General features: G+C 69.9%; 12 protein-coding genes and 1 tRNA gene. 8 read left to right on the top strand and 5 right to left on the bottom strand.

Annotated elements, in window-relative coordinates:
- Positions 1–516, bottom strand: a 516-nt coding sequence (locus tag AX685_RS09050; protein ID WP_197418542.1) for an acyl-CoA dehydrogenase family protein, incomplete at its 3' end; no start/stop codon positions are given.
- 73 nt (positions 517–589) lie between these two features.
- Between AX685_RS09050 and AX685_RS09045 the strand changes: the two genes are divergently transcribed.
- A complete protein-coding gene (locus AX685_RS09045; protein ID WP_066487733.1) occupies positions 590–1480 on the top strand; it encodes an L-threonylcarbamoyladenylate synthase in 891 nt (296 codons plus the stop codon).
- A gap of 4 nt (positions 1481–1484) precedes the next feature.
- Here the strand turns inward: AX685_RS09045 and msrA are convergent, their stop codons facing one another.
- Complete coding sequence (msrA, locus tag AX685_RS09040) at positions 1485–2024, bottom strand: peptide-methionine (S)-S-oxide reductase MsrA (RefSeq protein ID WP_066487731.1); 540 nt, start codon at positions 2022–2024, stop codon at positions 1485–1487.
- 65 nt (positions 2025–2089) lie between these two features.
- On the opposite strand from msrA, the gene galE reads away from it, so the two are divergent.
- Both galE and AX685_RS09030 read left to right on the top strand, forming a co-directional pair.
- The gene (galE, locus tag AX685_RS09035) at positions 2090–3085 is read left to right on the top strand and encodes a UDP-glucose 4-epimerase GalE (RefSeq protein WP_066487728.1); all 996 of its coding nucleotides are present in this window, start codon (positions 2090–2092) and stop codon (positions 3083–3085) included.
- A complete protein-coding gene (locus AX685_RS09030; protein WP_066487736.1) occupies positions 3082–3918 on the top strand; it encodes an HpcH/HpaI aldolase/citrate lyase family protein in 837 nt (278 codons plus the stop codon). The genes galE and AX685_RS09030 overlap by 4 nt, the downstream gene beginning before the upstream one ends.
- On the opposite strand, the gene AX685_RS09025 is transcribed toward AX685_RS09030, so the two are convergent.
- From AX685_RS09025 to folK, 3 genes are all read right to left on the bottom strand, one after another.
- Entirely contained in the window at positions 3895–4623 is a 729-nt protein-coding gene (locus tag AX685_RS09025; protein ID WP_082740751.1) for a phosphatase PAP2 family protein, read from the bottom strand. The genes AX685_RS09030 and AX685_RS09025 overlap by 24 nt on opposite strands.
- A gap of 40 nt (positions 4624–4663) precedes the next feature.
- Positions 4664–4739: transfer RNA gene (locus AX685_RS09020), tRNA-Lys, on the bottom strand.
- A 10-nt stretch (positions 4740–4749) separates the two neighbouring features.
- Complete coding sequence (folK, locus tag AX685_RS09015; protein WP_066487724.1) at positions 4750–5247, bottom strand: 2-amino-4-hydroxy-6-hydroxymethyldihydropteridine diphosphokinase; 498 nt, start codon at positions 5245–5247, stop codon at positions 4750–4752.
- A 23-nt stretch (positions 5248–5270) separates the two neighbouring features.
- On the opposite strand from folK, the gene AX685_RS09010 reads away from it, so the two are divergent.
- The 5 genes from AX685_RS09010 to AX685_RS08990 all read left to right on the top strand — a co-directional run bounded on the left by AX685_RS09010 (position 5271) and on the right by AX685_RS08990 (position 11214).
- Positions 5271–5948: a uracil-DNA glycosylase gene (locus AX685_RS09010; protein WP_066487723.1), complete on the top strand. Its 678-nt coding sequence runs from the start codon at positions 5271–5273 to the stop codon at positions 5946–5948.
- Between the two features lie 108 nt (positions 5949–6056).
- A complete protein-coding gene (locus tag AX685_RS09005; protein WP_066487721.1) occupies positions 6057–7256 on the top strand; it encodes a CoA transferase in 1200 nt (399 codons plus the stop codon).
- Positions 7257–7269: 13 nt separating this feature from the next.
- Positions 7270–8484, top strand: a complete 1215-nt coding sequence (locus AX685_RS09000; protein ID WP_066487718.1) for an acetyl-CoA C-acetyltransferase — start codon at positions 7270–7272, stop codon at positions 8482–8484.
- Positions 8481–9623, top strand: coding sequence for an acyl-CoA dehydrogenase family protein (locus tag AX685_RS08995; RefSeq protein WP_066487715.1), 1143 nt, complete (start codon positions 8481–8483; stop codon positions 9621–9623). The genes AX685_RS09000 and AX685_RS08995 overlap by 4 nt, the downstream gene beginning before the upstream one ends.
- Before the next feature lies 1 nt (position 9624).
- Positions 9625–11214, top strand: a complete 1590-nt coding sequence (locus AX685_RS08990; RefSeq protein WP_066487712.1) for an acyl-CoA dehydrogenase family protein — start codon at positions 9625–9627, stop codon at positions 11212–11214.
- The last annotated feature ends 196 nt before the right edge of the window (positions 11215–11410 follow it).

The following is an 11410-nucleotide window of genomic DNA, read 5'->3' as shown; positions in this document are numbered from 1 at the left end:
GACGTCACTACCTGCCTGCGGCTCGGTGAGGTTCATCGTGCCGGACCATTCGCCGGTCGCCAGTTTCGGCAGGTAGGTCGCTTGCTGTTCGGGGGTGCCATGGTGCTGCAACGCCTCGATCGCGCCGACCGACAGGATCGGGGCAAGCGCGAAGCCCATGTTGGCGGTGCCCAGCGTTTCCAGCACCGCGGCCTGCACAGCGAACGGCAGCCCCTGCCCCCCGAACGCCTCCGGCACGCCGATCGTCCCCCAGCCGCCGTCGACATAGGCGCGATAGGCGGCGGGATAGCCATCCGGCATGACCACGCCGTCGGGGGTCCATTTCGCCCCGACGGTATCGCCCGCGCGCGCCAGCGGCGCCCATTCTCCCTCCGCGAACTGCGCGATCCCTTCGAGCACCGCGTCGATCACGTCGGGGGTGGCGGCGGCGAAGCGATCGGTTGCGGCCAGTTCGTCGAGGCGAACGACGTGATCGAGGACGAAACGCTGGTCGGCGACGGGGGCGGTGAAGGTCATTTCGGTCTCCTAGCCGGCAACGCTATACCGACCGGCGATGACCGCTCAACACCCTCGTATCCGACGTTACGGCATGGCCGCCATCCATGAGGCGGCGGCGCTGATTCGTGGCGGTGGTATCGTCGCGATCCCGACCGAGACGGTCTATGGCCTCGCCGCCGACGCGCGCGATTCGGCGGCGGTGGCGCGCATCTATGCCGCCAAGGGGCGGCCGTCGTTCAATCCGCTGATCGTGCACGTGCCGGACGCGGCGGCGGCGGAGCGGATCGCGGTGTTCGACGGTGACGCACGCGCGCTGGCCGCCGCCTTCTGGCCCGGCCCGCTGACATTGGTGCTGCCGATCCGCGCTGGTGCCGGCATCGCATCGCTGGCGACCGCCGGGCTGGACACGGTGGCGGTCCGCGTGCCCGCGCACCGCGCGATGCAGGCGCTGCTGGCGGCCAGCGCCGCGCCGCTCGCCGCGCCGTCCGCCAATGCCAGCAATGCGATCAGTCCGACGCGCGCCGCGCATGTCGCGGCCAGCCTGGGCGCAAACGTACCGCTGATCGTCGATGACGGTGCGACGACCGCGGGGGTCGAATCGACGATCGTGGCAGGCCGTACGATCCTGCGCCCCGGCCCCGTCACGGCGGAAATGCTGCGTGAAATTCTACCGGTGGCGCCGGGGACGAGCGCGCACATCAGCGCTCCGGGGCAGCTGGCGACGCATTATGCGCCGCGCAAGCCGCTGCGTCTCGCCGCGGTGGCAGCAGACGACGACGAGTGGCTGATCGGTTTCGGCAGCGTCGCCGGCGACGACATGCTGTCGGCGACCGGCGACATGGTGGAAGCGGCCGCGCGGCTGTTCGACGCGCTTCACCGCGCCGATGCGAGCGACCGGTCGCGGATCGCGGTGGCGCCGGTGCCCGAACGGGGCATCGGCACCGCGATCAACGACCGGCTGCGCCGCGCCGCAGCCCGGTGACCCGTCAGGCCGTGACGGCGCGACTGCGCGCTGCGAAGCTCTTGCGCAGTTTCTGCAGCTTGGGCGGGATCACTGCCAGGCAATAGGGATTGCGCTGTCCTTCGCCTTCCCAGTAATCCTGATGATAGCCCTCGGCGGGATACCATTCGGCCATGGGTTCGATCGTGGTGACGATCGGCTTGGGCCAATCCTCCTGCGCGCGCGCGATCGCCTGGTTGGCCTGTTCTTCCTGCATCACCGTCGCGGGGAAGATCGCCGAGCGATATTGCGTGCCCACGTCATTGCCCTGGCGGTTGAGCTGCGTCGGGTCGTGCGTGGCGAAGAAGATGTCGAGCAGGTCGGCGTAGCTGACCTGCGCCGGATCGAAGCCGACACGGATCGCCTCCGCATGGCCGGTGTCGCCGCCGCATACCTGCTTGTAGGTCGGGTTCGGAACGTGCCCGCCGATATAGCCGCTTTCGACGCTTTCCACGCCGATCACATCCTTGAACACCGCCTCCGTGCACCAGAAGCAGCCGCCGGCCAGCGTCGCATATTCGGTCATTTCCGGGTCTCCTTTGCCTCTTATGTAGGAACGCGCTACCGCCGCGACAAAGGGAGCGCGCGGCGATGATCGACGGCAAGGTGATGGTGACGGGCGGGGCAGGCTATATCGGTAGCCATGCCGTGCTGGCGCTGCTGGATGCGGGCTATCGGGTGGTCGTGGTCGACAATCTGGTCACCGGTTTCGCCTGGGCGGTCGATCCGCGCGCGACGCTGGTGGAGATGGCGGTGGAGGATCCGTCGATCCGCAACGTGATGGCCGAACATCGCGTGCGCGCGGTGATGCATTTCGCCGGATCGGTGGTGGTGCCCGAATCGGTTTCCGACCCGCTCAAATATTATCGCAACAACACCGCAGCGACGCGCACGCTGATCGAAAGCGCGGTCGCGGCGGGCGTGCCGCATTTTATCTTCTCCTCGACCGCCGCGACCTATGGCACGCCGGACAAGGTGCCGGTGGCGGAGGGCGATCCGACCCGCCCGATCAACCCCTATGGCATGTCCAAGCTGATGACCGAGGCGATGCTGCGCGACGTCGCGGCGGCACATCCGCTCAATTACGCGTGCCTACGCTATTTCAACGTCGCCGGCGCCGATCCGCAGGGGCGCAGCGGGCAATCGACGGTGGGGGCGACGCATCTCATCAAGATCGCGGTGGAGGCGGCGACCGGCAAGCGCGCGGCGGTATCGGTGTTCGGCACCGATTTCCCGACCCGCGACGGCACGGGGGTGCGCGACTATATCCACGTCAGCGACCTCGCCGAGGCGCATGTCGCGGCACTGAAACTGCTGGTCGAGCGGCCGGGCGACAACCACATCCTCAACGCCGGCTATGGCCGCGGCTTTTCGGTGCTGGAGGTGCTCGACGCGGTCGACCGGGTCACCAATCTTTCGATCGAACGCCGACTGGAGGGGCGCCGCGCGGGCGACCCCGCCGAGCTGGTCGCCGACAATGGCGCGATCCTGCGGACGCTCGACTGGACGCCGCGGCGGGACGATCTCGACGGGATCGTGCGCGATGCGCTGGCATGGGAGCGCGCGCTGGCGGAGCGCGGCCGGTGAGGTTGCGCTCGCTGCTGTTCGTGCCCGGCGACCGGCCGGAGCGGATGGAAAAGGCGCTGGGACTGGGCGCCGATGCGCTGATCCTCGATCTGGAGGATGCGGTCGCCGCCCCCGCCAAGCCCGCGGCGCGCGCAGCGGTGCGGGCCTTCCTGGATGGGCACGCCAGCACGAGCGGGCCGGCGCTGTTCGTGCGCGTCAATCCGCTCGATTCGGCATTCGTCGCCGATGACGTCGCCGCGATCGCAGGGGCCGGGATAACGGGCGTCGTCCTGCCGAAGGCGGAGGGGCGTGGGTCGGTGGAGACGCTGCGCGCGATGTTGCCGGGCGACTATCGCATCCTGCCGATCGCCAGCGAGACCGCGCGCGCGGTGTTCACGCTGGGCAATTATGATGGCGAGGGTCTGGCGGGGCTGACCTGGGGGGCGGAGGATCTGCCCGCGGCGATCGGCGCGGCGACCGCGCGCGAGGCGGATGGCAGCTATACCGATCCGTATCGCGTCGTGCGCGCGCTGACGCTGTTCGGCGCGCATGCCGCGGGCGTGCCGGCGATCGAAACCGTCTATCCCGATTTCCGCGATCTGGACGGTCTGGCCGGCTATGCCGCGCGCGGGCAGCGCGATGGCTTCACGGGCATGATGGCGATCCACCCGGCGCAGGTACCGGTCATCAACGCCGCATTCTCGCCGTCCGAACAGGAGATCAACCACGCGCGGCGGATCGTTGCGCTGTTCGATGCCAACCCCGGCGCGGGCGCGCTGCAGCTCGATGGGCGAATGGTCGATGCGCCGCACCTGAAGGCGGCGCGGCGGCTACTGGCGGCGGCGGGCGAATAAGGCGCGGCGCCACCACGCGCCGATCCACCACCACAGGGCCGCCCAGGCCGTCCCCGCGCACCAGCCGGCCAGCACGTCGGACGGCCAGTGGACGCCCAGATAGACGCGGCTGATCCCGATGATCCCGACCAGCAGCACCGCCACCACGATCGTGTAGCTGCGCGCGGCGCGGCTGCGTTCGACCTGCGCGACCAGCCCGGCGAGCGTCAGATAGACGATCGCGCTGTTCGTCGCATGACCGCTGGGGAAACTCAGCCCGCCGACCTGGACCAGATGATCGACCAGTTCAGGGCGCGGGCGGCCGACCCAATGCTTCGCCAGTCCCGACACGATCGACCCGGCGATCGTTGCGGCGGCGACCAGCCCCGCGGTCAGCCACAGCCGGCGGACCAGCAGCAGGCCGATCGCGGCCGCGGTCACCGTCGTCAGCACCGTCACCCCACCCAGCGCGGTCAGGTCGACCATCGCCTCGTGCAGCGAGGCGGGGCCGACCGGTTGCGCGGGATCGTCGGCGCGGCGCAGCGCCAGCATGATCGCGCGATCCCAGGCGAACGGAACCTGATCGATCACGAGGAAGGCGAGCAGCATCACCGCCACAAGCCCGCCGATCGCCATTGCCGCCCATAACGCGCGGGGCGCCGGTGGCGCTTGCGCCGGTTCGCGGTCGGGGAACAGGGGCTGTGGATCGGTCGCGTGGGAAGACATGATGGTGCCAACCCTCTTTCCGGCCGTCCGATCCCCCGCGTGGTGGGTCCGCCGGGGCTCGAACCCGGGACCTCTCGATTAAAAGTCGCTTGCTCTACCGACTGAGCTACGGACCCTCACGCAGGGTTAGCGGCGGGCGTTAGGGACGGCGCGCGCGCGGGTCAACCGGGCATGAAGCTGGCGGACCGTCCGCGCGGTGCGCGGATCGCGCCAGCGCGGGGCGATCGCCGCCATCGGGCGCAGCACGAAGTCGCGCATTCGGAACGCCGGGTGCGGGATCGTCAGCGTCGGCGACCGCCACGTGCCGCCCGACCACAGGACGATGTCGAGATCGATCACCCGTTCCCCCCAGCGCCGCCCGCGCCGCCGGCCGAAATCGCGCTCGATCGCCTTGAGCCGATCGAGCAGCGCAGGGGGCGGTACGGTGCTGCGGATCAGCACCGCGGCATTGGCGAAGGTCCGCGTCGACGGGCCGAGCGGCGCGCTGACGATGATCGGGGAGGCGGTGCCGTCCAGCAGCGTGATCGCCGCGGCGACCTCCGCACGGGGCGGGCCGTGTCGGCCGCGCCGATTGGAGCCGATCGCCACGACATAGGTTGAGGGATGGGACGTTGAGTGACGCACCCGTTCGCGCCTAACGAAAGACGATGGACTTCGCACCCTCTCCGCTGCCCGAAACCGAGCCGCCCCGCGACTGCCCGCGCTGCCCGCGGCTGGTGGCGGTGCGCGCGGCATTGCGGATCGAGCATCCCGACTGGTGGAACGCCCCGGTCCGCGCGTTCGGCGATCCCGATGCATGGCTGGCGATCGTCGGGCTGGCACCGGGCAAGCAGGGCGCGAACCGCACCGGCCGTCCGTTCACCGGCGATTATTCGGGCGACCTGCTGTTCAACACGCTGGCGCGATACGGGCTGGCGACGGGCCAGTACGAGGGTAGTCCCGCCGATACGCTGGCGCTGACCGGGGCGGTCATCATCAATGCGGTGAAGTGCCTGCCCCCGGAGAACAAGCCGACGCCGGAGGAAATCCGCACCTGCCGCCCGTTCCTGGAGGGGCAGGCGGGCGCGCTGCCCAATGCCCGCGTGTTCGTCGCGCTGGGGCAGATCGCGCACCAGTCGATCGTCAAGGTGCTGGGCGGCAAGCTGCCCAAGGCGCGGTTCGGGCATCTGGCCGAACATCGCATGCCCGACGGGCGCGTCCTGATCGATAGCTACCATTGCAGCCGCTACAACCAGAACACCGGCCGGCTGACGGCCGAGATGTTCGCGGCGGTGTTCGAACGCGCGCTGGCGGTGCGCGATCAGGCGGTGCCGCGCGCTTCTTGAAAATCGGCCGCAGACCGATAGGGAAGGTCGAAAGATCGGGAGAGACGCATGCCGCAGCAAACGGCCGCCCATCAGGGCCATTTCCCGCGGCGGGCGGGATAACGCGGCGTGTACGATCTGCTTGCCGGACTGAGCGTGATCGAGGCGTCCTCGTTCGTCGCTTCCCCCACCGCGGGCCTGTATTGCGCGCAGTTCGGGGCGGAGGTGATCCGCGTCGATCCGATCGGCGGCGGGCCGGATTATCGCCGCTGGCCGGTCACCGCGGCGGGCGACTCGCTCTATTGGGAGAACCTCAACCGCGCGAAGAAATCGGTCGCGCTCGATCTGGCGCGGGACGAGGGGCGCGAGCTGCTGCAGGCGCTGGTGCGCACGACCGGTCAGTTCGTCACCAATTTCCCCGTCGACGGCTTCCTGTCGCACGATACGCTGGCCACCGGCCGGGCCGATCTGGTGACCGTGCGCGTGATGGGCTGGGCGGACGGCAGCCCAGCGCTGGATTATACCGTCAATAATGCGGTCGGTTATCCGATGCTGACGGGCGAAGGGCCGGCCCCGGTCAACCACGTCCTGCCCGCCTGGGATCTGCTGACGGGTGCCTATGCCGCGTTTGCGCTGCTCGCCGCGATCCGGTGGCGTGCGGCAACGGGGCAGGGCGGGGAGGTGCGCGTGCCGCTCTCCGACGTCGCGATCGGCACCGTCGCCAATCTGGGCGGGATCGCCGAGGTGCTTTACGCCGATGCCGACCGGCCGCGGCTGGGCAACACCGTCTACGGCCTGTTCGGGCGCGATTTCACGACCCGCGACGGCATGCGTACGATGATCGTGGTGGTGACGCACCGCCAATGGTCGCGGTTGTTGGCGGTGCTGGCACTGGAGGAGGCGGTCGCGGCGGTGGAAGCGGCGCGTGGTGCCGCCTTCGCGCAGGATGACGGCGCGCGGTTCGTCCATCGCGATGCGCTGATGCCGCTGTTCGAGGCAGCGATCGGGAACCGCGACCACGCCGATCTGGCGGCGGCGTTCGACGCGGCCGGGATCGTCCATTCCGCCTATCGCACGATGCGCGAGGCGGCGCGCGACCCTCGGCTCGTCGCCGATAACCCGATCTTCGCCGCGCGCGACGACAATCCCAGCGGCTTTGCCTATCCCGCCGCGGGCGCGTTCGCGACAATGCCGCAGCTCGATCGTGCGCCGCCCGTTCCCGCGCCGCGCAACGGCCAGCATAGCGAACGCATGCTGGCCGAGCGGCTGGGCCTTTCCTCCGGCGCGATCGCGCGCCTGATCGACGCCGGCGTGGTCGGCATATCCTGAAGGAACCCATCCCATGACCCTGCGTCGCGCCGCCATCGTCGCCCCGATCCGCACCGCTGTCGGCAAGTTCGGCGGGGCCCTGTCCACGCTGACCGCCGGCCAGCTGGGCGCGACGGTGCTGACGGCCTTGATCGAGCGGACCGGGATCGATCCGGCGCGGGTCGACGACGTCGTCTTCGCGCAAGGCTATGGCAATGGCGAGGCGCCGGCGATCGGGCATTGGGCATGGCTGGCGGCGGGGTTGCCGATCGAGGTGCCGGGCTATCAGCTCGACCGGCGCTGCGGTTCGGGGCTGCAGGCGGTGATCGACGCGGCGATGATGGTGCAGACCGGCGCCAGCGACGTCGTGGTGGCCGGCGGGTGCGAGAGCATGTCGAACGTCGAACATTATACCACCGACCTGCGCGGCGGGGTGCGGATGGGCAATGTCACGCTCCACGACCGGCTGACGCGCGGGCGGTTGATGAGCCAGCCGGTCGAGCGGTTCGGGGTCATCAGCGGGATGATCGAGACCGCCGAGAATTTGGCGAAGGACTATCACATCACGCGCGAGGCGGCGGATGCCTATGCCGTGCGCTCGCACCAGCGCGCGGCGACCGCGTGGGAGAAGGGGCTGTTCGCGGACGAACTGGTCCCGGTGTCGATCCCGCAGCGCAAGGGCGATCCGGTCGTCTTCGCGCAGGACGAAGGCTATCGCGCCGATGCCAGCATGGAGACGCTGGGCCGGCTGCGTCCAATCGAGGGCGGGGTGGTGACCGCGGGCAACGCCAGCCAGCAGAATGACGCCGCCGCCGCCTGTCTGGTGGTCGCCGAGGACAAGCTGGACGAACTGGGGCTGGAGCCGATCGCGTGGTTCCGCGGCTGGGCAGCGGCCGGTTGCGATCCGTCACGGATGGGGATCGGGCCGGTGCCGGCGGTGGAGCGGCTGTTCCGGCGCACCGGGCTGGGCTGGGGCGATATCGACCTGGTCGAGCTGAACGAGGCGTTCGCGCCGCAGGTGCTGGCGGTGCTCAAAGGCTGGGGCTGGAGCGAGGACGACGGGCGGCACGACATCCTCAACGTCAACGGATCGGGGATTTCGCTGGGCCATCCGATCGGCGCGACCGGCGGGCGGATTCTGGCGAACCTGACGCGCGAGTTGCAGCGGCGCGGCGGTCGCTACGGGCTGGAGACGATGTGCATCGGCGGCGGGCAGGGGATCGCCGCGGTGTTCGAGCGCGCGGCGTGAGCGCGGACCATGCCGAGATCCGCGCCGAGGTGGCGCGGCTGTGCCAGCAATTCCCCGGCGCCTATTGGCGCGCAAAGGATCGGGAGCGCGCCTATCCGACCGAATTCGTCGCCGCACTGGCGCAGGGCGGGTGGCTGGCGGCGCTGATCCCGGAGGAATATGGCGGCGCCGGGCTGCCGCTGTCGGCGGCGGCGGCGATCCTGGAGGAGGTGCAGCGGCAGGGGTGCAACGGCGCGGCGTGCCATGCGCAGATGTACATCATGGGCACACTGCTGCGCCACGGATCGGACGAGCAGAAGCGCCGCTACCTGCCGCGGATCGCGACCGGGGAGCTGCGGTTGCAGGCGTTCGGGGTGACCGAGCCGACCAGCGGCACCGACACGCTGGCGTTGAAGACGACTGCGCGGCGAGAGGGCGACGAATATGTCGTCAACGGGCAGAAGATCTGGACCAGCCGCGCCGAACATTCCGACCTGATGCTGCTGCTGGCGCGGACCACCCCGCGCGCGGAAGCGGCGTCGAAGACCGATGGGCTGTCGGTGCTGCTGGTCGACATGACGTCGCCGGGGATCACGATCCGCCCGATCGAGACGATGATGAACCACGCCACTACGGAGGTGTTCTTCGACAATCTGCGCGTTCCGGCGGCCAATCTGGTGGGCGAGGAGGGCAAGGGTTTCCGCTACATCCTGTCCGGCATGAACGCCGAGCGGCTACTGATCGCGGCGGAATGTATCGGCGATGCCAAGTGGTTCATCGACAAGGCGCGCGATTACGCGCGCGAACGGGTGCTGTTCGGGCGGCCGATCGGGCAGAACCAGGGCGTCCAGTTCCCGATCGCGCGCGCCTACGCCCAGATGCGCGCCGCCGAACTGATGGTGCGGGAGGGGCTGCGGCGGTACGAAGCGGGCGACAACGCCGGTGAGGAAGCGAATATCGCCAAGATGCTGGCCGCCGAGGCGAGTTGGGCTGCAGGGGAAGCGTGCATCCAGACGCATGGCGGGTTCGGTTTCGCGGCCGAATATGACGTCGAACGCAAGTTCCGCGAGACGCGATTGTACCAGGTGGCGCCGATCAGCACGAACATGATCCTGAGTTACGTCGCGGAGCATGTGCTGAATTTGCCGCGGAGTTACTGACATGCACGACGTCCGCCACGCGCTGGAAGCGGCCGGAACCTACGGTGCGGCGACGGTCGAGGCGGTCGGGAAGCGCGTTGCGGATGCGTCGATCGACACCGAACAGCGCGCTGCGCACGGGCTGGCGTGGGTCGCGACGGGTGTTGCGGCGCTGGAGGCGCTGTCGGATTGGCACGGCCGGTGCGCCCCCGATGCGGTCAATGACGCCGTTTTGCGCATCGGTGTCGCCGAAACGGTCGCACAGCTGACCGGCGGGCTGCCGATGGGGCAGAACGAGATCGTCCGCCCCGCCGATCTGGGGACGCAAGGTGCGGCGCGCGCGCTGGCGGAGGCGGCCGCGCCGCTGCTGGATGCCGACCAGCGCGACGAGCGCGGGGCGCTGGCGGCGGCACTGGCGGCGGGACAGTGGCCGGCGGAGACGCTGGACGACCCCGACCTGGATGCGATCCGCGACCAGTTCCGCCGCTTCACCGAGACGCGGATCGTGCCGCATGCGCACCGCTGGCACCTGGACGATGCGCTGATCCCCGATGCGGTGATCGCGGAGATGGCGGCGCTGGGCACGTTCGGCGTGTGCATTCCGGAGGCCTATGGCGGGCTGGGCCTGTCGAAGCTGGTGATGTGCGTCGTCACCGAGGAATTGTCGCGCGGGTGGATCGGCGCGGGATCGCTGGGCACGCGATCCGAGATCGCCGGCGAGCTGATCGCGGCGTCGGGGACGGAGGCGCAGAAGGCGCGCTGGCTGCCCGCGATCGCGAGCGGCGCGGTGCTGCCGACCGCGGTGTTCACCGAACCCGATGTCGGATCGGACCTGGGCGCGATCGCCACCCGCGCGCGGCCTGCCCCCGACGGCGGCTGGCAGATCGACGGGGCCAAGACGTGGATCACCCATGCCAGCCGGTCGGACCTGATGACGTTGCTGGCGCGGACCCGCGACGACGTGCCGGGCCATGCCGGGCTGTCGATGCTGCTGGTACCCAAGCCGCGCGGGACCGATGCCGATCCGTTCCCGGCCGCGGGGATGGCAGGCAGCGAGATCGCGGTGCTGGGCTATCGCGGGATGCGCGAATATGCGCTGGCGTTCGACGGCATGGCCGCCCCCGCCGACGCACTGCTGGGCGATGAGGAAGGGCGCGGGTTCAAGCAGTTGATGCGCACGTTCGAGGGCGCGCGGATCCAGACCGCGGCGCGCGCGGTCGGCGTGGCGCGGCGCGCGATCGAGCTGGCGCTGGGCTATGCCCGGGAGCGCCGCCAGTTCGGGCGCGCGATCATCACCTTCCCGCGCGTCGCCGACAAGATCGCCGCCAGCGTGGTCGACATGGTGATGGCGCGCGAGCTGACCTATGCCGCGGCGCGCGCGAAGGATTCGGGCCGCCGTTGCGATATCGAGGCGGGAATGGCCAAGTTGCTGGCGGCGCGCGCGGCGTGGAGCAATGCCGATGCGGCGCTGCAGATTCACGGCGGCAACGGTTATGCGCTGGAATATGAGATCAGCCGCGTGCTGTGCGACGCGCGTATCCTGAACATCTTCGAAGGGGCGGCGGAGATCCAGGCGCAGGTGATCGCGCGCGGAATGATCGCGATGCGCTGAACGGGGATACCCGGAATGCACCAGCAAACGTTTGCACGTGCGTATGGGCGGTGGCATGGCCGGCGTGACGAGAGGATAACGCGGCGATGGCGAAGGGCGACGGGATCAGCAGGCGCGGGGTGATGGCGGCAGCCGGGGGGATGGCGGCGGGCGCCGCGCTGACGCGCGCCGGGCCGGCGGTGGCGGCAACGGGGGC

The sequence above is a fragment of the Sphingomonas sp. CCH9-F2 genome (assembly GCF_001556735.1).
Classification (GTDB): domain Bacteria; phylum Pseudomonadota; class Alphaproteobacteria; order Sphingomonadales; family Sphingomonadaceae; genus Sphingomonas; species Sphingomonas ginsenosidimutans.
Note: the sequence above shows the minus strand (reverse complement) of the source record. Positions and strands in the feature narration are given on the sequence as shown.

Excerpts from the sequence above, each read along its gene's own strand:
- AX685_RS09045 (WP_066487733.1), top strand. The coding sequence starts at position 590 with ATGGCCGCCATCCATGAGGCGGCGGCGCTGATTCGTGGCGGTGGTATC.
- AX685_RS09000 (WP_066487718.1), top strand. The coding sequence starts at position 7,270 with ATGACCCTGCGTCGCGCCGCCATCGTCGCCCCGATCCGCACCGCTGTC.
- AX685_RS08990 (WP_066487712.1), top strand. The coding sequence starts at position 9,625 with ATGCACGACGTCCGCCACGCGCTGGAAGCGGCCGGAACCTACGGTGCG.
- AX685_RS09010 (WP_066487723.1), top strand. The coding sequence starts at position 5,271 with ATGGACTTCGCACCCTCTCCGCTGCCCGAAACCGAGCCGCCCCGCGAC.
- AX685_RS09025 (WP_082740751.1), bottom strand. The coding sequence starts at position 4,623 with ATGTCTTCCCACGCGACCGATCCACAGCCCCTGTTCCCCGACCGCGAA.
- msrA (WP_066487731.1), bottom strand. The coding sequence starts at position 2,024 with ATGACCGAATATGCGACGCTGGCCGGCGGCTGCTTCTGGTGCACGGAG.
- galE (WP_066487728.1), top strand. The coding sequence starts at position 2,090 with ATGATCGACGGCAAGGTGATGGTGACGGGCGGGGCAGGCTATATCGGT.